Source organism: Actinoallomurus rhizosphaericola, assembly GCF_024055675.1.
Taxonomy (GTDB): domain Bacteria; phylum Actinomycetota; class Actinomycetes; order Streptosporangiales; family Streptosporangiaceae; genus Actinoallomurus; species Actinoallomurus soli.
On record NZ_JAMXMW010000017.1, the window covers coordinates 203,582 to 224,327 of the forward strand.

The following is a 20,746-nucleotide window of genomic DNA, read 5'->3' on the forward strand; positions in this document are numbered from 1 at the left end:
CGAATGCTGCCGACGGCCCCTCCATACCGACCCCCCCGGGCCCGCTCGGCGAGAGAATCGCCTAGGCCTCAGGAGGGCCGGCTCGCCCGGAGAATCGCCTGCGCCTCAGGTCCCGGGCCAGCCCGACGACGGCCCCGGGCGCCCAGGCGGGTAATGCACGAGCCGATCTGCGAGCCTCTGCCGGTTGATGGGAAATCGCCGCGGGAACGGTCTGGCCGTTCGGACGCCGGCTGACGAGGAGCCGCACCGCCTGATAGCAGCACAGGATGGCGTGCACCTCCTGGCGGATCAGGTCGGGATCCCTGGACCGGAGCGTCACCGCCGACCCTCCGGGAGGCAGAAGGTCGAGCGTGCTGAAGCAGTCCCCGAGACGCCAGCGGGAGGCATGCGCCGCGACGCACGCCTCCCCGGGCAGCACCCGGGCGTCGAGGATGTCGGTCACAAGGAGGAGCCTCCCCGGCTTCCCCGCGGCCGGCGGGGCCTCGCCGACATCGGGGATGACCCGGACCGCGAGGCCGGAGGCGTCGCCGGAGCCGGCCTGGGCGGCCGGGTCGGCGAGGCGGGACAGGTAGGTGCCGTCGGGAAACGTGCTCAGCCTGGGCAGGTCGTCCTCCGGCCCCGCCTGCCACAACACGTGCGCCCCGGCCGCGATGACCTCCCCCAGCAGGTCGTAAGCGGGAAGCATGCCGCCGAACAGGAGCAGGTCACCGGATTCCAGCTTCCGCAGGAGCCCGCGGATCAGCGCTGTCTCGTCCAAGGCCGCGCCGGACACGCCCGCGCCGAGAATCGCCGACGTCCCGCACTCGCCGAGCGCCACGACGCGGGCCTGCGGGACCGGGTCCGGCTCAGAGTCGCCGGGCGGGTAGCCGAACACGCTGACGTTCCCGGGCGTATTCGGCAGGCTCAGCGGCGCCTCGTCCAGGGCCACGAGCCGCATCCCGCCGACGCGCAGATGCCCGGGCTCCTCCCGGACCTGCGGCCCGGCGGCCTCCTCCACCAACGCGGCCATCACCTGAGAGCCGAGTCTCTTGCGGGCATAGGTGATCGCGGCCGGAGTCGGCCGCATCTCGCGGGGAGGCTCGCCGGTGAACGGGTACGCCCAGGCCAGCCCCGAGACCAGCTTGTCCCAGACCTCGCCGTAACCCGACCGGAAGAACATGACCATGGTCAGCACGTAGTAGACCATCAGCCGGGCCGGCAGCGCGCGCATGCGCTGCTCCCGCACACCGAGCCGATCCACGACGCGATCGACGAGTTCTGGCGGGAAGGCCCGGATCAGCACGCCGACCGCAACCCGGTCCGCGAGCAGGTCGCCGACCTGCTCGCGGAGCCTCGCCACGTAAGGGATATTGCTCCGCGGCACCTGTGTTGAACCCGTGACACATCGTGGCCAGTGGGTCGCCTATTACGCGAAGAACCCGGTGAGTTCCCGAACGATCTCGTCGGGGCGCTCCTCGGCGAGGTAGTGACCCGCCCCTTTCAACTCGGGGAAGCGGATGTCGGTGGCCTTGCCCTCCATCTGCGCGACCAGGAGCGGGTAATACAGGCCGCCGAGCGCGAGCACAGGCATGGTCAGCACGGAGTAGTCCTTCAGGTCGGCGATGTCCTGCTGGAACGTCTGGTACCAGCCGTTCCCCGCGCGGATCGCGTCCGGCGTGTCGTAAGCGGCGGCGTACAAGGCTCCGGCACTCCCGCAGCGCACGAACGGCCACCGACCGCCGAAGGAGTCGCGGTCTGACCTGCAGGTCGCCCTCCTTCCACGAGGGACCCTGGCCTTCAGGAGGGGCCGAGGCCGAGGGCCGGGAGCACGACCCGGTTGATCAGGTTCTCCATGAATGGGCGGTCCACCGTGCCGTTCATGAACATGACGCGGTAAGCGGCCATGGAGGGGATGACCTGCGCGACGGTGTCGACGTCGGCGTCGGCCGAGACCTCACCCCGGTCGACGGCTCGTCGCATGAGGTGCCGGTAGGCGGCGGCCGAAGGCTCGACGAGCGCACTGTTGACGGCCTGGGCGAGCTCGGGAGCCTGGGCGATCATTGACGCGAGACCGGCCAGGATCCTGGTCCGTCGTTCGCTGGTGCCGAGCCAGTGAGGATCGATCATGGCAAGGAGATCGCCGCGGAGGGTACCGGTGTCGGGCAGCTCTCCGGAGTCGGGCCCATTGTCCTTCAGGCACGCGACGGCGGCGAGGACGAGGTCCTCCTTGGTCGCCCACCGCCGGTAGACGGTGGCCTTCCCGGCCTTGGCGCGGACCGCGACCATGTCGACCGTCATGCCCTCATAACCGGTCTCGGCGAGCACGTCGCGGGCGGCCTGGAGGATCTCGGCGTCGCGGCTGTGGTCGCGTTTGCGGCCGAGCGGGCGTGCGGGGCGGGTCACCCCCTGGGGCGCGGCACGCTCATCCCTGCTCACAGCCATCGGGGCATCGTCCTCAGGAGTCGCGGTGTCACCACCGTACCAAAGAGTTCCGGAACCGGTTCGTTACGGAACCGGGCGGTTTCGCAGCAGGTCGTCGGGCCCGGAATCCGCTCGGAGGGTCCCGTCCCGGTGCGCCTCCCCCATCAGGGCGAACCCGCGCTCCAGGCCCTGCCGACAGACCTCGTGCAGCGGCGGGGTGGGCTCTGAGCGCCCGGTGAGCGCGTCGCGCAGGACCGCGTCACTGGCCCCCAAGGCGCTCAGACCCTCGACGTACGCGGCGAAACGCTCCCAGGCGGTGGCCTCGCGGGCCGCCCCGGCACGGATCGGCTCTCGGCAGCTACTACGAGAAGCGCAAGCCCGCCGAGCGCGCCCATCCCCAGACCCTCGACGAGAACATTTCTCGTCAGCTGTGGGGCAGGAGCGAGCATCTGCTCTCGCTCACCCGGGACTAGGAGCGGCGCAGCGGAGGACGGTCGGGGTCACCTGTAGGTATTGGTCGCCCATAGCGCGTTGTGGCCGTCGTAGATCACCATGTTGTAGTCGGCCTGGAGCACCAGCGTCGCGCCATCGTGACCGAACGTTCCCGCCCCCCAGACCGCCTGCCGGCCGTTGATGTAGACGACCAGGTTGCCGTCGGTCTGGAACTCGGCGTACGCACCGGCGTGATGCGTCCCGGTCGACCAGATGATCTTGCCGCTGGGGTCCCGCAGCACGAGGTTGCCGCCCTTCTGCATGGTCAGCGCGAGGCGGTTCGTGCGCAGGGTCTTACCCGGGTTGAGGTCGTAGGGCGCATGCACTTCGAGTGCCCACGGGTTCCCGCCCGACACCGGCTTCTCACTCGCCGGAACGCCCTTGTGGGCGGCCGCTTTGACCGCGGAACCGCTCTTGCCGGCCGCTTTGACCGAGGAACCGCCCTTATGGGCCGCCTGGACGCGAGGGGAAGACTTGCCGGAGGCCGTGGGCGCGGCGCTCTTGCCGGACGCCGGCTTGTGCGTCGCGTGTGCGGAGGGCGTCGCGGAGGGCGCCGAGGTCGGGGTCGCCGACGGGGACATGGAGGTGTACGCGCCCGGCGGAGGTTGCTGGCCGTTGCCGGACAGCACCCTGTCGGCCGCCGCCGAAACGGGGTGTTTCCTGGCGTGGCGCGAGCCCGTGTCGACCAGCAGGATCGGGATCGCGAGCAGGACGACCCCGCCGATCGCGACCGCGGCCAGAACGGGCTTCTTCGGCCGGTCCGGTGGCATCTCATCGCCGTTCGCCGCACCGCCCTGCGGGACGGCCGCCACCGCGACGTCCGCGTCCGGGGCGGCGTCCTCCTTCTTCTCCTTCTCCTTCGCCGTCGACGGCCCGTCCTTCGGCGGCTCTGGAGTCTCGCCATCCTTCGGCGGCTCTGGGGTCTCGCCGTCCTTCGGCGGCTCTGACGCCTCTCCGGCCTTCTCGTCCTCGGTGGCGGGCCCGTCGCCCTCCTGGGCCGGCTCGACGCCGCCGGCCGGCGCCAGGTCTCCGGCCTCATCGATGTCCACCTTGGGCAGTTCCACCGGCTGACGGATACCGAGCGACTCCACGCGGTCGCCGGGTCCTGACTGCGAAGACAAGATCGCTCTCCTTATCGCCCCTCACGCAGGCGGTATCGGCGACAGGCCGACCCCTTGGTAAGGCATACGAATCCCACCGCGATCGGGTTCACCACCGGACCGTACGAAAGTGACGAGCCTCCGGCGCGGCGGGTTCGCCGCGCCGGAGGCTTCTCTCGTCAGAAAGGGCGATCAGGCTTCGGCGCGATCAACGCACCGCTGGAACTTCACTGGGAGGCGGTGCCGCCGTCCCAGGTCCATTTCTGGTTGCTGCCGCCCCAGCAGGAGTACAGCTGGATCTGGGTGCCGTTGCCGGTGCCCTGGCCGGAGGCGTCCAGGCACAGTCCGGATTGGACGCCGACGATGGTTCCGTCGGAGTTGATGCGCCATTTCTGGTTGTCGCCGCCCCAGCAGGAGTAGATCTGTACCTTGGCGCCGTTGCCGGTGCCGGCGGCGTCAAGGCACTTGTTGCCGTAGACCTGCAACTCGTTGGCGGAGGTGTAGGTCCACTGCTGGTTGCTGTTGCCATTGCAGTCCCACAGCTGCAGCTGAACGCCATCGGTCGTGCTCGCGCCGGGCACATCCAGGCAGCGGCCGGAGGCGACGCCCTTGACCTGTCCGGCGCCGCCGCCGGGCGGGGTGGGGGTCGGAGTCGGCGTCGGGGTCGGGGTCGGATTGGTGGATGATCCGGCGTTGAGGGCGTTGAGGACAGAGCTGTAGGCCGGTTTCTTGTTGCCGTTGCCGTCGAAGAGGAGCGGGGTGTCGCCGGACCGCCAGGAGTCGCTGTCCCGTACGCCCCAGACCGTTATGCCGACGCAGCGCGAGACGGCCAGGCAGTCGTTGGTGATGTTGGCGTAGGTCGTGGCCGAGGCGCCCTGGACGTCCAGTTCGGTGATGGCCACGTCGACGCCCAGGGCGGCGAAGTTCTGCAGCGTGGTGCGGAAGTTGCTGTTGTAGGGGTCGCCGCTGTTGAAGTGGGACTGGAAGCCGACGCAGTCGATCGGAACGCCGCGGGACTTGAAGTCCTTGACCATGTTGTAGACGCCCTGTGTCTTGGCGGCGGTCCAGTTCTCGATGTTGTAGTCGTTGTAGCAGAGCTTGACGCTCGGATCGGCCGCCCGCGCGGTGCGGAAGGCGACCTCGATCCAGTCGTTGCCGGTTCGCTGCAGGTTGGAATCGCGGCGCCCCCCGGAGCCGTCGTCGGCGAAGGCCTCGTTCACCACGTCCCAGTAGGCGAGCTTGCCCTTGTAGTGGGCCATCACGCCGTTGATGTGGTTGATCATCGCCTGGCGCAGCGCGCTGCCGCTGAGGCTCTGCATCCAGCCGGGCTGCTGGTTGTGCCAGGCCAGGGTGTGGCCACGGACCCGCATCCCGTGCTGCACCGCCCAGTTGTAGACCTGGTCACCGGCACTGAAGTTGAACTGGCCCTGCTGGGGCTCGGTGGCGTCGATCTTCATCTCGTTCTCGGGCGTCACCATGGTGAACTCGCGGCCCGCGATCGTGGTGTACGCCGAGTCACCGAGCCTGCCGGAGGCGATGGCGGTGCCGAAGTACCGCCCGCTCTGCGCGGCGGCCGCGCCGAGCGTGCTCGCCGCGGCGTTCGAAGGGACCGCCACCGCCAGCGCGACGCCTGTCGTCCCGGCGACGCCGAGGGCGAGGGCGACCAGGGCCCGGCGGAAGCGGCGGACGGATCGCCGGGTTCCGGGGGCGGGTGTTTCTTTGGTGCTCACTCCTGAGCCTCCATAACTGCAGGGGAAAGGCCGGAAACGGGGAATATCCCCGCGGAATCGACGCCGCGTCCCTTCGCCGGGACGCCCACCACCAAGGCGTCGCCAGTTGGCGGGCCTTGCCACGTCTGGCGGGCCCGACCGCCTTGGGGACTCAGTGTGAGTAACACCCAGAAAATGTGTCAAGACTTTCGAAAAGATTTCGGATGCTCATCCCGGTCCGCCCCCACCACGGACCCCTTCCAGTGGGCGATGACTGCATCGAAAACTTTCGATGCCGTCCGCCAGGGCACCGATCGACGATGAAAGCTTTCATCCGGGCGCTTCACCGGCCAGGTGTGTCCGGGCGGATAACACCAGATGAGCCGCACTCGGCCTCGCCGCGTTCTCACGATGCGCATCGGGCCCTTGACTTATCTCCCCGCCTCATATTTGCTCCGCCCCACCACCACCTCTGACCGGCCCTCTGAAGAAAGGGACTCGATCGACCGCCCGGATCGTCGGCGATGACATTTCCGCCTACCGTGCCCGAGGACGCGTCCGGCGCGAGGCCCGGACCCCACCCTGGCCGGCGCCGCCGCCGTTCACGGCGTACCGGAGGTCGACGGGGTCCTCTCGAGAATCGATCGCCGAGCGGTCGTGGACCGCTGAGCCACGGCGTGGGCGGTGTCGAGCACTGAGAGGCTGTCGTCCAGCGGCATCATCGGCGACTCGATGAGGCCCGCCCGCAGGCAGCGGGCCACCTCCTCGGCCTGGTGGACGTAGCCGTGTCCGCGGATGTCCGCGCTGTACGTCTCGGCGGCGGCCCGGTGCCGGTGCAGCACGAGCCGGGTCGGGCGGAAGAACGGCGTGCCGACCTCGATCCACCCCGTGGTCCCGACGACGGTGGCCGCCTGCGGCGACTCGGCCAGCAGCCCGCAGTGCAGGAGGGCGACCGCCCCTGAGCCGTACCCGAGCAGGATTCCGGTGTTGGCGTCCACCCCGGTCGGCGCGGGCGCGATCATCGCCTCGGCCGAGTCGGGCCGGCCGAGGAGCATCGAGGCGAACGACAGCGCGTACACACCGAGGTCGAGGAGGGCACCGCCGCCCAGCCCGGGGGCCCAGAGGCGATGTGCGGGATCGAAGTCGTGCGCCACGGAGAAGTCCGCGTACACGGCCTTGATCTCGCCGATGCGGCCTTCGGAGACGAGGCTCCGCAGCTTGACGATGACGGGATTGAAGCGTGTCCACATGGCCTCCATGAGGAACAGGCCACGGCCGCGGGCCAGCGCCACGAGATCCCGGGCGTCGGCCGGGTTCGTGGTGAACGGCTTCTCCACGAGGACCGCCCGGCCCGCCTCCAGGCACTGCCGGGCCAGCGGGTGGTGCGAGCTGTGCGGGGTCGCCACGTAGACGATGTCGAGCCGGTCGTCCGCGGCCAGTTCGGCGTATGACCCGTAGGCGCGGCCGATGCCGTACCGGGCGGCGAAGGCCGCCGCGGTGCCGGGGTCGCGGGAACCGACGGCCGCGACCCGGTGGCCCGCCAGCAGGAGGTCCTCGGTGAAGACTCCGGCGACCCAGCCGGTGCCGAGAACGCCCCAGGTGATCGTCATGAGCTCCCCCGGCCGTGGTCCCGGAGGGCTTCGCCGAGCCGCAGGCAGTCGTGCACGTACTCGCGGGCCGCCGCGATCGGAGGGTGGGGGTCGCCGCTTCCGCAGTACTCGAGGCACACGGCGGGCACCTTCAGCAGACTCAGCTTCTCCAGCCAGCGGTGGTTGTCGATGGCCCCGTCCGCCGTACCCACGGTGAAGTCGGGGCACGGGTCGGCCGGCCGGCAGTTCTTCAGGTGGAAGTAGGGAACCTGACCGAGCCGGTCGAGGATGCCCGGATCGCGGTCGGGCTCCGAGAGGATGTACGAATTGGCGGGATCCGGGGTGATGATCAACGAGTCGCCGCCCACCAGGTCACGCAGCCGCAGCGCGGCCTCGATCGTGTCGTGGACCGTGTTGGGGTGCACCTCCACCGAGACGCGGACCCCACGCTCGGCGGCGTACTCGCAGAGCATGCGATAGGCCGCCGCGGCGCGCTCGTACTCCCGCTCTCCGGCCATGGCGCTGCCGTTGCGGCGCCAGTCCGGCTCGTCGCGCACGAGCCAGCCGCCGAACCCGTTGACGAGATCGATCCCGTTGTCCGCGCAGGCGTCGATGACCGCCCGGACGAGCTCGATGGATCGGGTGCGGACGGCACCGTCGGCGATGAAGTCGCCGTAGTACCCGGCGCAGTGGATGTGCACGCCGAAGCGTCGGCCCAGCCGGACCGCCGCGGCCAGGTCGCGCCGGGCCTCTGCGGCGTCGAAGTGGCAGGAGGCCAGTTCCACCGCGGGGAAGCCGAAGTGCCGTGCGACGGCGAAGACGTGCTCGATCGGGTAGTTCCGGAACGAGTAGCTGTGCATGACGAGTTTCATGATCTTGCCGCCTCGGTTCCGTTCCCGGCCGGGGAGTGCCGGATGGGCGTGACCCCGCCGGCCCCGGCGGCGTTGTCCGCGATCGCGTAGAGGATCTCCAGGTCCGCCAGCCCGCGCGCGAGGCCCACCTCCTCGGGTACGGGGGCGCCGGCCGCGCACTCGGCCAGGAGCCGGTACTGCTCGGCGTAAGGATCGGTGGGCACCAGATCGGCGCGGTGCCAGCCGCCGCCGTCGCACAGTTCCAGATGCCCGGCACCGCTCATGGCCCAGGAGTCCCGCACCTGGATGATGCCCTCCTCCCCGACCAGCGTGTACGCCGATACCTCGGCCGACGCGGGTTCCTCGTTGAACGTCGCGGCCGTCTTGAACTGCAGATACCGCCGGTCGTCGAACCAGAGGGTCGCCTGCGCGTGGAGGTCGGTGCACTCGGGATCGTTCACCGGCCAGAGCGTGCCCTGGCAGCGCACCGGATCCTCGCCGAACAGGTCGATGGCCGTCAGCACCGGATAGATGCCGAGGTCGGCGAGGCAGCCGAGGCCGCTGAACCGGCGGCGGCTGCGCCAGTCGTACTTGCGCCAGCCCAGCCGGGCCGCGGACATGGCACGCGGAGCGCCGATCGCCCCGGAGCGCACCAGCCGCCGCGCTTCGCGGTTGTAGACGTTGTACTTCGACATGTAGCCGACGAGGGCCGGGGCCGTGGCCTTGGCCGCGACGGCGAGGATCCGCTGGGCGGAGGTCACCATGTGCGCCAGCGGCTTGTCGATCAGCGTGGCCAGCCCGCAGTCCAGCGCCCGCACCGCGAAGTGCTCGTGCAGGTGGTTGGGCGTGGCCACGTGCACGGCGTCGAGCCCGGCGTCGAAGAAGGCGTCCTCGTCGGTGTACGTCTCGACGTCCGAGCACATCGCCGTCACCGCGCGCAGGGCTTCCGGTTCGGTGTCGAGTACGGCGGCCAGCCGCAGGTTCGGAACCGAGCGCAGTGCCGGGATGAGCGAGTGACGGGTGAGGAAGCCGGCTCCGACGATGCCGATCCTGAGATCCATCTGGCGCTCCCTTCGGGTCAGGAGGTGGTCTGGGTGGTCAGCGCGGGCGCTCCCTGGACAGCGGGCTGCCGGGCGCCATAGAGGAAGGAGAGGGGAACGCCGTCCGGGCCGGGGCGGTTGTCGAGACTGCCGACGGCGTTTCCGGCCAGGTGGCCGACCAGCGCGTCGAGCCCGTCGCGCAGGCCGGCCCAGTCACGCCCGGCCAGGGGCGGCAGGTCGGAGCGGGGCGTCTGTTCCTCGGGCGCGGGGCCGGTCCGCCACCGTCGCAGGATCCGGCCCAGCAGCCGGGTGCCCGCGGTGATCTGACCGGCCCGCGGGCCGAACATGCCGGCGGCGACCGATCGCTGCTCGGTCAGGGTCGACAGCATCCGGTGTCCGAGGGCGAGTTCGTCGGGATTGATGAGGAACCCGGTCACCGGGCCCCAGGCGTGCCGGGCGTAGCGCCATCCGTGGCCGGGCGTCCAGCTCAGCGTGTGGACGCCGGGCCGGAGAAGACCGGCGTCGGACATGGCCCTGCTCAGCCAGGCGTGGTCGTAGCCCCACTTGTACTGCTGCGCCCGGGTCGTGCCAGGGGTCTTGCGGGTCTCGTCGGCGACCTCGGCGGCGGGCACCGACCACAGCTCGCCCAGGTGCGACAGGACGGCCATGACCAGGATGTCCTCGGTGCTGCCGTACGGCGTCGCCTCGTAGAACAACGGGCCGTGGCGCCGGGCCGACGCCAGCACCGGCCCCTGGCGGACCAGCAGCCCGACCGTACGGCCGGTCACCAGGCTGCCGTGCGACGTGGTGGACAACAGGTCGTATTCGCCATCGCGCAGCGCGCCGGGCAGCCGTACCGCGGCCGGGGCGGGCCCCGGGCGGGGCCGATGGAGCCATCGGGCCGGATCGGCGACGGGGACGACCCGCGGGCAGGCCGCGACGGCCTGCCCGCGGGTCTCCAGGGTGGCGATCAGGAGTTCGAGGGCGTCCGGGGCGAGCGCGGTGTCGTCGTCGAGGAACAGCAGGTACCGATGGCGGAGCGGTGAGTCGGCCGGCAGACCGGCGAGGTAGGCCAGGCCAGCGTTCCGCGCGTGTGCCGCCGTGTAGCGATCGCCTGGCGGGCGGCTCGGGCTCCGCACGATGTGATGGGGGCGGCCGGTGGCCGCCAGAAGTGCGCCCAGCCGCCGGGCGGCGGCCGGTGACAGGCCGTTGTCCACGACGACGAACGAGACCGGCAGGCCGCCGCGGGCCGGGCCGCCGCGCAGCACGCTGTCGGCGCAGAGCCGCAGGCTCTCGATCCGGTCCGTCTCCGGGGCGGTGTAGGTCGGGACCAGGACGGTGACGCCCGGCCCGGCCGCGTCGCGGTGCGCCACGGGGGCGGGGGTCCGCAGTCGGCGCAGATAGTCCACGCTGCTCGGCACGGGATCCTCCTGCCTACTGGTAGCGGCTGATGAACCCGCGCCGCTGGAAGGTGCGCAGCGAGGCGGTGACGAAACCGACCGAGACGATCACGAGTGCCACGGTGGCCAGCGCGGCGATCGCGATGTGGGTTCCGGCCGAGGCGCTGTGGGCGGTGACGTCACGAGCCGCGGCGAAGGTGTAGCTCGTCGGAAGCACCGCCGACAGGGGGCGGACGGCGGCCGGCAGCGCCGACACCGGGTAGAAGGCGCCCGACAGCGGCAGGATGACGAACAGCAGCCCCCAGGTGAGTCCCTCCGAACCCGCTCCGAAGTACAGGACGAGCGCGACGACGATCAGCGCCAGCGCCCAGCCGTTGAGCAGCAGGAGGCCCATGACGGGCACGATGCCGGGGCCCGGGTCGAACATGTCGTAGCCGTACAGCAGGGCCGCCGTTCCGGCGACCGCGGTGACGCCCAGGACCACCTTGGCCATTCCCTGCAGCGCGGTCCCGAGGACCCATTCGAGGGGACGCAGCGGTGTCACCAACAGGCCGGGCAACTGCCGCGAGTGGCTCTCCTCGAAGAACCCGGTCGCGACCGCGATCTCGGCCTGGTAGACCAGGTGCCACATCACGATTCCGGCGACCACCGACAGCGCCGTCCGTGCCGGACCTCCGGCGGGCGCGTGCTGCGCGTAGGTGGCGATGGAGCCGTAGAGGATCGTGTCGACGGCCGGCCAGACCGCGATGTCGAACACGCGCTGCCAATTCCGTACGGTGACCAGGAGATGGCGTATCGCGATCGCCTGGATCCGGCGGATCGCGAGAACGGCCCGCGGACGCCCGGCCGAGATCGTGCTCATCATGTCGCCCTCCGAGCTCGGGACGCTTGGGGAATCGTGCTGAGGTGCAGATAGACGTCCTCCAGATTCGACTGCCCGAGCCGTGCCGCGACGCTCTCGAGCGCCCCGTCGACGATCACCCGGCCGTTCATCAGGAAGACCACGCGATCGGCGAGGCGCTCGACCTCCGTCATGTTGTGGCTGGTCACCAGCAGCGCGGTGCCCTCGCTCTCACACAACTCCAGCAGGCTCGTACGGACGCGCAGCGCGATGTCGGGGTCGAGTGAGGCGGTGGGCTCGTCCAGGATCAGCAGCGCCGGCGCGTGCATCGTGGCCTTGACGATGCCGACCAGGGTGCGCTGGCCGCTGGACATCTCCGTGCCGATCGCCCGGGCCAGATGCCCGATCCCGAACCGGTCCAGGGCGGCGCGGGCCTGCCCTTTGGGATCCGGCGACCCGTAGAGCCGCCCGAACATCGTCAGGTACTCGATCACCCGGATGTGCGGCGGCAGCGGCAGATAGCCGGCGGCGAACCCGACCCGGGCCAGCACGGCCCGGCGCTGGCGTTCCGTGCGCTGCCCGAGGATCTCGACGGTGCCGGCGTCGGGCCGCACCGCCCCGAGGCACATCATCAGCGTGGTCGTCTTGCCCGCGCCGTTGGGCCCGACCAGGGCCACGCGTTCGCCGGGCGCGACGTGCAGGCTGACGCCATCGACCGCGACCCCGCGACGGTAACGTTTGCGCAGGTCCCGCGCGCTCATCACATGATCGGTCATCGGTGGCCTCCGTGTGTCCGGGCCCGGAGGTGGGCCGTGGCGGTGGAAGGGCCGACGGCGCCCGCCAGCCGGCGGGAGGCGGCCGCCAGGGTCGGCACGCGCACGTCGGCCGCCTGGAGCTCGCGGGGGCTGTGCGTCGTCGCCACGGCGACCACCGTGCATCCGGCGGCCAGGCCCGCCCGGACGCCGGCGGGGCTGTCCTCGACCACGACGCAGTCGGCGGCCGGGATCCCCAGCCGCCGGGCGGCGGTCAGGTATCCCTCGGGCGACGGCTTGCCCAGCCGTACGTCCTCCGCGAAGACGCGGACGGCGGGGAGAGGCAGCGCGGCCGCGTGCAGGCATGCCTCGACGCACCACTCGCTGCCGCTGCTCACGATGGCCCACGGAACGCCGTCGAGCCGCCGGAGCAGGTCCGCCGCCCCCGGGATCGGCCGCACCCGGCCGAGTTCCGCTGCGGTGAGCTCGTCGAGCACCGCCGATTCGGCGGCGGGATCGAGGTGCGGGGCGACCTCCGCCAGCACGTCGCGGACGCGACGCCCGGACGTACGGCCGGCCACGAGGACCGGATCCAGCGATCGCGCGGCCGCCCATCGGCGCCACACCCCGGCGAACAGCGCGGTCGTGTCGACCAGGACGCCGTCGACGTCCAGCAGGACGGCCCGTGCCTCACCCACGGCGGTCTCCCTCACAGCGGTCTTCCTCCCGCTGCACCCGGATCAGCCGGCTGCGATCGGCCAGCGAACGGTGCGTCGCCACCGCGATCCGGTGCTGTGCCCGCGCCGCCTCGGCGAGCGGGAGATCCCCGGCCGGTTCCGGCGGCGCGAGCACCAGGACCGCTGCCGACCGGTCGGCGTAGACCGCCTGGAAGGAATGGTGGTTCCAGGCGCTGCCGTCGTGGACCTCGCAGGGCCGCCGGGTGACGGCGGCGAACCGCACGCGCACCGCGTCGGGCAGCTCGGCGGCGGAGTCGTAGCGGACCACGTGCAGCCTGGTGAGCTCCGGCCGGTCGGCCAGCCAGTCCGCCGCCGCGTCGGGCAGCGCGCGCGCGGTCGGCGCCCGGGACCCGGCCTCCGGCGTGGCGGGTCCGCGGAGCAGGTCCTTGTACGCGTGGACGTTGCACTCCTCGGCGACCGGGACCCCGGCGCGGAGGGCGAGGCAGGCGGCGAACGCCCCGGCGAGGTACATCGTGTCCACCAGCCCGGCCAGCCCCGGTTCGGCCGCGGAGAGATCCAGCCGCACGGTGGCCGGGGCGTCCTCATCGGGGCCGACCACGGCGATCGCGGGCCGGAAGCGGTCGGACTTGCCGCACAGCGCCTGCCTGCCGAGTTGGAGCAGCCACAGCCGAAGGCCCGGGCCCGCCCAGCGCGGGGCGACGATGTGGATGTCCGGCGCACCGTCGGCGGGCGCTTCGACGGCCTCCCGGGCGGCGCGTAGCCCGAGCAGCCGGTAGCGGCGCACGAAACCGGTGTAGACCGCGGCCAGCCGTGCCCCCGCCATGATCGCCGCCGGCAGCAGGAACGCGGTGGACAGCGGCGCGCCGATGATCGCGGTCTGGTCCCGCAGGTGCCGCGGGGACAGCGCGAACGCCGACGGCGGCGTGGCCTGGTCGCTCAGCCAGACCAGCCGGCCCCCCTCCGCTCCGGCGAACGCCGGGACGCATTCGGCCAGCCGCACCGCCTCCATCGTGGATCGCGACGCGGACACCGCCACGTAGGCGCCCGGCGGACCGGCGTCGTTGAGGGTCGCGCGGATCGCCGCCGGACAGAGGCTGTCCATCGGCACGACTCCGGAGTCGGGACCGAGGACCTCCCGCAGCGCCTGGACGGCGAACGTCCAGCCGCCGGTCCCCAGGAGCACCACCGGCCGGCCCTCGGGGACGGCCAGGGCGGCCTGGATCTCCGTGAGGTTCTGCTCGACCAGGTGCCGGCCCGGCGGGCGGACCCAGCCCAGCCGGGTCGAGCCACCGCCCTCGCACAGCCGTGCGACCGAGGCGGCGGGTCCGGCACGCGAACCGGCCGCGGCCGCGAGGACGGCCGTCCACAGCGTGTCGCCGTCCAGGCCGTCCAACCCGGCGCCGGCCTGACCCGCCACGGGCGCACCGGTCGGCCTCGCGCCGTCCAGTCCCGCGCCGGCCTGACCCGTACCGGCCTGACCTGTCGGTTTCGCGTCGTTCATGTGCGTACTCCGATCCGGGGCAGGTCACGGCCGTCCACCGCCCGGACGACGTCGCCCGTCAGGCTGAAGTCGATGATCACCCGTAGCGCCGGGCGGCCGCCGAGCCGGCCGTCGGACATCAGTTGCCGGAGGACCTCGGGCGTGGCGTCCAGCGAGACCACGTGACTGATCAGCGGGGCCAGGTCCAGCCGGTCCTCCCCGGCGACGCACAGGTCGCGAGCGCGCTGGTAGTCCTCGCGATCCGCGCCGCTCGACCCGACCAGGGTGCACTCGCGGCCGCCGCCCAGACTCGCCCGGTGCCGTTCACCGCGAACGCGGATCGGATGGGCCGCCACCTGCTCCCCGCCGGGCAGGCGTACGGTCGAGCCGGGGTGGAACCCGCCGAAGAGGTGGACGGTCGCGCCGTCCGCGACGCCGGGCCACAGGTCGTTCAGGATGGCGGGCCCGGTGCCGCGCGGGACGGCCAGGACGACGACGTCCACTCCGGCGCCGCCGGTCGCCTCCGCGATCGCGGCGGGCAGCGAGCCGTCGAGTGCCAGGCAGTCCTCAGGGGCGAGGATGCCGCGCTCCACCGCGAGTTCCAGCCGCTGCGGGCTGCGGTTGGCGACCAGGACGCGTCGAGCCTTGTCGTGCCGGGCCAGCATCGCGTGCAGCAGCCCGGAAACGCCCGCCCCCACGATCAGGACACGACGGTCCCGCCATCGGTCCCGGCCGGCACGGGCCGAGCGCACCACGGTGGACAGCGGTTCCAGCAGCGTCCACTCGGCCAGTCCGGCGGCGGGCAGCGGAATGATCTGACCGCGGTCGATCAGGTGCTCGTCCCAGACGACCCGCTCCCGGAAGACACCCGGGAGGTTGTGGCCGAACTTGTCGTGCTCGTCGTCCGGCCGGTTCGGGTTCACGCCGATGACGTCGCCGACGCTCACCCCCGACACGTCGGCGCCGACCTCGGTGACCTGGGCGACGCACTCGTGACCCGGAATGCCGGGCTCACAGCCCCTGTCGCCACGGATGACCTGCAGGTCGGTGCCGCAGATGCCGGCGAACGCCATCCGCACGGCGAACTGCCTGCGGCCGCACCGTGGCGCGCTCCGGTGGCGGAGCAGGGCGCGGGCCTCCCCGACGGGCTTGTGCACCTCCCTGACCTGGGTGCGCCGTTCGGCGAGGAGGCATCCCATGCCGATCAGGCTGTCGTCGCGGTCGCGGGACGGCCGGGCCAGTGCGTCCACGTCCGCGTCCGTCCAGCCGGTGAACCAGCCGCCGTCGGGCAGCAGATCGGCGAGGTTGGCGCGCAGTTCGGCGAACCACGGCTCACCCACACCGTTGGCGAATCCGCCCATGACCACGAAGGTGCGCAGCCCGAGCGCGGCGGACAACTGCAGGATCTGCGCCGCCAGCGGCCGTGTCGCGGCCGACAGCAGCGTCCGGGTGAACGCGTCGCCGGTCTGTGCCGCCGCGGCGATGGCAGGCGCGGTGATCTTCTCGGGGTCGCCTTCGCACCGGCCCGCGAGTCCCGAGCCGTCCCAGAGCCCGGGGTCGCTGCGGGCGAGAGCGGCGGCGGCCCGCACGGTCGCGGGTCCCGAGGCGTGGGCGCACAGGTCCCCGACGGTCCCGCACTCGCACCACCGCAGGCCCGCGTCGCCGAGCCGTGCCCGGGCGACGAGGTCCCCGGCGGCGGCCGCTCGCCCGAGCGTACGGTGCGGGGCCCGGCGCTCGGGGTCGACGCGGACGTGGCCGATCTCTCCGCCCAGGCCCTCGTCGTCGAGCAGCAGCCGGGCGGCGAAGGGCAGCCGGGCGTCGAAGACCTTGATCGCGACGCCGGTGCTGATGGTGAGCAGCGCGAACCGGCCCAGGTCCTGGTATCGCCAGGCCGCGGCGGCGATGTCGTTGCACACCGTGATCCGGGCCCAGTCGAGCCGCCGGGCGAGGGCGGCGCCGAGATCGAACCCGGTGCCGGGCTCGTTCCACAGCAGGGAGGCGTTGCGAATCCGGCCGCGGGAGTCGACGGTGGCGCCGACGGCCACGCCGACCTCGCGGACGTCCGGGGCGGGGTGGCGCTTGCGCATCCGGTCCACCTCGGCCGCGATCCGGTCCAGGTGCTCCTCGCGTACGGACCGGCCGCCCGCCGGCTTGGGCGTGGCGAAGCGCACCGTGTCGCCGGTCAGCCACCCGTCGCGGTACGCGCCGACGCGGGTGGTGGTGCCGCCCATGTCCACCACGATCGAGGCCGGCTCAGTGGTCTGGTTCATCGTGGTCCTTCCGGGTCCAGGCCCGCAGCTCCGCACAGGCCTCGTGCAGCATCCGCACGTCGAGCTCCTCGATGGAGTCGATGAAGCCGCCCACGCCGATCTGGTGCGGCACGACGAGATGCAGTCGTCCTGCCTTGTGCGGGATGACGTCGTCGTGCAGCTTTCGCCACAGCACGTCGGGGTCACAGACCGGGTCGTACAGCGCGAGCCCGGTCGCGCGCAGCAGGGTCAGCAGCCGGTCCAGGTCGGTCCGGCTCAGGTGGCCGGTGTGGACGGCCAGGCAACAGGACAGGGCCATGCCGATCGCCACCGCCTCGCCGTGCCGCAGCCGGTACCGGGACAGCGACTCGAGGACATGGCCGAACTCGTGCCCGAAGTCCGGCAGCCGGCGCAGGTCGTCCTCGAACGGATTGGCCTGCAGCTGCTGCAGCATGGCCCGGATCGACCGGTCGAGGATCTCCCGTACCGCGGTGGTGTCACGGCTGGCCAGCACGTCGGGATGGTGGTCCCGGATCAGGTCGAACAGCCCCGCGTCACACACCGCAGCGATCTTCACCGCCTCGGCGAGGCCGCACCTCAGCTCGTCCTGCGACAGCGTGCGCAGGAACTCGGGGTCGCAGACGCACGCGAGCGGCGGGTGGTAGGCGCCCATGAGGTTCTTCTGGTTGTTGACGTTGACGCCCACCTTCAGGCCGATGCCCGCGTCGATCATGCCGACCAACGTGGTCGGGACCCGGATGTACGGCGTGTCGCCGCGGTAGAGGTAGGCGGCGTAGCCGGCGATGTCCATCACCGTCCCGCCGCCGACCACGATGATCCGGTCGTGTTCGCCCAGCCCCAGCCCCTCCGCCGCGTGCACGATCCGGGTGACCTGGTCGAGCGTCTTGGCCCGATCGGTCGGGGTGACCGGCAGGATGGTGAAGCGCGCCACGTAGCCCTCGCGCTGGTACCCGGCCATGAGCCGCCGCACCCGATGGAGCTGGTCGGGCCGGTACGGGTCCACCAACGCCAGCACGTCACCGCCCGTGGGCAGCAGGTCGGCCAGGGCCGCGCTGCCGGGATCGAGCAGGCGCTCGGTGAACCCCACCGAGAAGCCCGCGGACACGGTCGTCCGGGCCTGGGCCCGGAGGGCCGCCGGGACGATCCGTTCCGATCTGAGCACGGTGACGTCCGCGTGGGGCCGGGCGAGGGCGTCCTCCGGGGCGGCGGCCAGCGCGGTCTCCAGAACCGTGACGTCCGCTTCCACCAGCTCCACCCCGTGCGCGGTCGGCAGCGCCACCGCCAGGACGCCTCTGCCGCCCTCGTGGCCGGCGCGCCACCGTCGTACGGCCGCCGCGTCAGCCGCCGTATCGGCCATCCCCTCGGTCACCGCCCGGGCCGCCGTCAGGTCGGGCTCCAGCCGGCGGGCGAGGGCCGTCAGCTTGAGCCGGGTGTCGGCCGGCAGGAGGCGCATTCGCTCGGCCACCCTGGCCGCGAGCAGGATCGACCAGACCCGCCGCCGTCCGGCGTCCAGCTCCTTCGGCGCGAATCCCGACCACGCCTCCCCGACCTGCCAGGCCGGGCTGCCGGGCCCGGGTCTGCGGCACAGGCGCAGGACCGCGGCGAGCCCTTCGGCCCGCCACTCTTGCGGCGCGCAGGTGAGCAGCCGGTCGAGCAGCGACCGGTCGAGCAGTGCCAGGGCGAGCAGCGCCGCGGGCTCGGCCGGTCCGAGTGGAATCTCGGCCAGGCCGTCCTCGTCGACGATGACGTGGGCCTGGCGCTGGAGCGCGCTGATCGGGCCGCCCGCCATGCGCACCCGTACCCCATCGCGGAGGGAGGCGACCACGGCTGCGAGGTCCCGGTGGATGCGGACGGCGGTGGTGTGCCGGCGGAACGAGGCGGCGGTGACGGCGACGATCTGGCCGATCCGTTCGCCGCCGAAGGCCAGGAAGGCGTCTCGGCGGCCGAGCTGGACCTTGACCGCCGCATCGACGAGGGCGTCGCAGGCGTCCATCCCGTCGGTGTCCGGCTCGTGGTCATCGCCGATGTCGACCACGATGAGGTCTTCGAGCAGCCCTCGGCTCTGGGCGTTCTCGAGATAGGAGACGAGCAGGTCTCTGCGGACGGCGGCCGTGGAGTCGCAGGCGACGACCAGCCGTCGAGCCGGCCCGAGCATGTCGATCAACGTGTCGTTGCCGTGATCGAACAGTCCGGGCACGGCGTCGACGCGGTAGGACGCGGTGAACGTGGCGTGCAGAGAGCGTTCGCCGTCGTACGGCGGGCACGGGTCCGAGCGCAGGCCGGTCAGCGTGGGGTGCATTGGTCGAACTCCCGGCGGTGGCGGTGCGGCGGCCGTTCAGCGGACCGTGGTGGGCGCGGCCAGGGAGGGCGCGGCCGGGGAGGGCTGGACCGCCGCCTCGGTGGCGGCGATGGCGTCACGCAGCGTGGCGACCAGCTGCTCTCTCGGCCGGCAGTTCTCCAGGCGGAACGACCGCATCATGTCGTCGATCTCCTGCTCGTCCATGCCGCGGAACAGCTCCGCGAACTCGGGGATCATCGCCTCGGCGAACAGGATGTTCGGCACCAGCCGGTTGATCGCGAACTGGGCGCCCCACGGGAAGGGGCAGTAGTCGGGGAACTCTTTGGCGAAGACGTCGCGGATCGGGTCGAGCACCGGTGCGATGTTGTCCAGGAGACCGCCCCAGAGGTCCACCGCCAGACGGTCCTTCTTCTCCATGATGGGGCGGACGCGGCGCATCCACGGGCTGTCCGGGTCGAGCGTGAGCGGGGCGGCCAGCCCGACGTCCTTGTACGACCAGTAGATCCAGTGCGCGCCGTGCCGCCGGAAGACGTCCAGTTGGTCCCCGATGAGGTTGAGGCGCATCCGGTCGGTCTCCGGGTCGCCGGGGAACACGGCGTTGAACTCGCCGACCACGATCGGCGTCCCGGTGCGGCGCGGGAACTCGACGCGACCGAGGAAGCCCCGCTCCACCGCGTCCTTGTCCCAGTACTGGATCGCGGGCTCCACCTCGGCCGACTTGCCCTCCTCGGGGGCCACCACGTGCACGAGGTTGATCCGGCCGGGGTAGCGGCTGCCGGGGGTGTGGCCCGGCGGGGGGTAGTCGTGCGGTGAGTAGATGACGTTGGGCCAGGTCTCCTCGAAGATGTGGAAGTCCACGGCGTACCGGTTGCCGTCCAGGAAGATGATGTGCCGGTCGTCGATCTCCCGGATCGTCTCGACCAGCCGCCGGTAGAAGGGCAGGACACGTTCGCCGGTCGGGTCCGCCGGCTCGTTCAGCGGGTTGTAGCCGGCCACCCAGGGCTCGTCCCGGTAGTGCGCGGCGATCGCCTTCCAGAGGTTCAGCACCCGGTCCTGGAAATGCGGGTGCCGCCAGAACTGCGCGGTGTTGGTGGGGTTGTCGCAGTGCCAGTCCTGGTTCTGCCAGCCGGGGACCGTGTGCAGGTCGAGGATCGTCCGGATCCCGTGCTCGGCGCAGAGCCGGACGGCCCGGTCGAGGTGGGTGAACGCGTCGTCCCTGAGCTGGAAGGGGGCGTCATCGCTTTCGAGGTACTTGTAGTGGAACGGGATCCGCACCACGTTGATCCCCAGCGAGGCGAGGTAGGCGGCGTCGTCGGCCGTGAAGAAGTGCTCCAGGAAGCGGTCGAGGAACACCGCGGCGAGGTCCGGACCCAGCACGTTCCTGACGGCCGTCAGCATGCCGTTCTCGTGCCCCGGATAGCCGGTGATCCAGTTCTCCATGTTCAGCCAGCCGGCCAGCCCGATCCCGTACAACCGGACCGGGCGCCCGGTGGCGTCGGTGATGGCGGATCCGTTCACCCGCAGGAACGAAGGGGGATTTGCGATGGACATGGCGATCTCCTCGGGAAGTAGGGGGACGTGTCTCGATACCGGTCGGGTCGCCGTCAGCGCGTTCCGGGCCGCCAAGCGAACCTGGCGAGGCGTTTGGACTGGTCGCGCCACTCGTCGTCGGAGTGGCGGAAGCGCGCAAGGGACATCGCCGTCTCGGGCCGCGAAGACTGACTCACCCGGACGCTCGCGGGGCAAGGGCCGTTCATCGTGATCTCCTCCGACATCAGGTCGCTGTGTCGTCGGATTCACACTGCGGCCGGCGCGTACGAAAAAA

17 protein-coding genes are annotated in these 20,746 nt (G+C 71.8%); all 17 read right to left on the reverse strand.

What is annotated here, in order from left to right; all coding sequences use genetic code 11:
* Positions 1–61 precede the first annotated feature (61 nt).
* The gene (locus NE234_RS32360; RefSeq protein ID WP_252784673.1) at positions 62–1,339 is read right to left on the reverse strand and encodes a transposase domain-containing protein; all 1,278 of its coding nucleotides are present in this window, start codon (positions 1,337–1,339) and stop codon (positions 62–64) included.
* Positions 1,340–1,405: 66 nt separating this feature from the next.
* Entirely contained in the window at positions 1,406–1,678 is a 273-nt protein-coding gene (locus NE234_RS32365) for an alpha/beta fold hydrolase (RefSeq protein ID WP_252784674.1), read from the reverse strand.
* Positions 1,679–1,776: 98 nt separating this feature from the next.
* Positions 1,777–2,421 (reverse strand): TetR/AcrR family transcriptional regulator, encoded by a 645-nt coding sequence (locus NE234_RS32370; RefSeq protein WP_252784675.1) that lies wholly within the window; start codon positions 2,419–2,421, stop codon positions 1,777–1,779.
* A gap of 63 nt (positions 2,422–2,484) precedes the next feature.
* Positions 2,485–2,673: a hypothetical protein gene (locus NE234_RS32375; RefSeq protein WP_252784676.1), complete on the reverse strand. Its 189-nt coding sequence runs from the start codon at positions 2,671–2,673 to the stop codon at positions 2,485–2,487.
* 227 nt (positions 2,674–2,900) lie between these two features.
* A complete protein-coding gene (locus NE234_RS32380) occupies positions 2,901–4,013 on the reverse strand; it encodes a hypothetical protein (protein WP_252784677.1) in 1,113 nt (370 codons plus the stop codon).
* A 206-nt stretch (positions 4,014–4,219) separates the two neighbouring features.
* Positions 4,220–5,722: an endo-1,4-beta-xylanase gene (locus NE234_RS32385; protein ID WP_252784678.1), complete on the reverse strand. Its 1,503-nt coding sequence runs from the start codon at positions 5,720–5,722 to the stop codon at positions 4,220–4,222.
* A gap of 581 nt (positions 5,723–6,303) precedes the next feature.
* Positions 6,304–7,311 (reverse strand): Gfo/Idh/MocA family protein, encoded by a 1,008-nt coding sequence (locus NE234_RS32390; protein ID WP_252784679.1) that lies wholly within the window; start codon positions 7,309–7,311, stop codon positions 6,304–6,306.
* Entirely contained in the window at positions 7,308–8,162 is an 855-nt protein-coding gene (locus NE234_RS32395) for a sugar phosphate isomerase/epimerase family protein (RefSeq protein ID WP_252784680.1), read from the reverse strand. Before NE234_RS32395 ends, NE234_RS32390 begins: the two co-directional genes overlap by 4 nt.
* Complete coding sequence (locus NE234_RS32400; RefSeq protein ID WP_252784681.1) at positions 8,159–9,202, reverse strand: Gfo/Idh/MocA family protein; 1,044 nt, start codon at positions 9,200–9,202, stop codon at positions 8,159–8,161. Before NE234_RS32400 ends, NE234_RS32395 begins: the two co-directional genes overlap by 4 nt.
* Positions 9,203–9,219: 17 nt before the next feature.
* Entirely contained in the window at positions 9,220–10,602 is a 1,383-nt protein-coding gene (locus NE234_RS32405) for a glycosyltransferase family 2 protein (RefSeq protein WP_252784682.1), read from the reverse strand.
* A 13-nt stretch (positions 10,603–10,615) separates the two neighbouring features.
* The gene (locus NE234_RS32410; RefSeq protein WP_252784683.1) at positions 10,616–11,443 is read right to left on the reverse strand and encodes an ABC transporter permease; all 828 of its coding nucleotides are present in this window, start codon (positions 11,441–11,443) and stop codon (positions 10,616–10,618) included.
* Entirely contained in the window at positions 11,443–12,198 is a 756-nt protein-coding gene (locus tag NE234_RS32415) for an ABC transporter ATP-binding protein (RefSeq protein WP_252784684.1), read from the reverse strand. The genes NE234_RS32410 and NE234_RS32415 overlap by 1 nt, the downstream gene beginning before the upstream one ends.
* Complete coding sequence (locus NE234_RS32420; protein WP_252784685.1) at positions 12,195–12,872, reverse strand: HAD-IA family hydrolase; 678 nt, start codon at positions 12,870–12,872, stop codon at positions 12,195–12,197. Before NE234_RS32420 ends, NE234_RS32415 begins: the two co-directional genes overlap by 4 nt.
* Positions 12,865–14,373 carry a hypothetical protein gene (locus tag NE234_RS32425; protein ID WP_252784686.1) on the reverse strand — a complete coding sequence of 503 codons (1,509 nt, stop codon included), beginning with the start codon at positions 14,371–14,373 and terminating at the stop codon, positions 12,865–12,867. The genes NE234_RS32420 and NE234_RS32425 overlap by 8 nt, the downstream gene beginning before the upstream one ends.
* Positions 14,370–16,622 carry an ROK family protein gene (locus NE234_RS32430; RefSeq protein ID WP_252784687.1) on the reverse strand — a complete coding sequence of 751 codons (2,253 nt, stop codon included), beginning with the start codon at positions 16,620–16,622 and terminating at the stop codon, positions 14,370–14,372. Before NE234_RS32430 ends, NE234_RS32425 begins: the two co-directional genes overlap by 4 nt.
* A complete protein-coding gene (locus NE234_RS32435) occupies positions 16,606–18,921 on the reverse strand; it encodes a 3-dehydroquinate synthase family protein (protein WP_252784688.1) in 2,316 nt (771 codons plus the stop codon). Before NE234_RS32435 ends, NE234_RS32430 begins: the two co-directional genes overlap by 17 nt.
* 36 nt (positions 18,922–18,957) lie before the next feature.
* Positions 18,958–20,472, reverse strand: a complete 1,515-nt coding sequence (locus NE234_RS32440) for a glycoside hydrolase family 5 protein (RefSeq protein WP_252784689.1) — start codon at positions 20,470–20,472, stop codon at positions 18,958–18,960.
* Between the last annotated feature and the right edge of the window lie 274 nt (positions 20,473–20,746).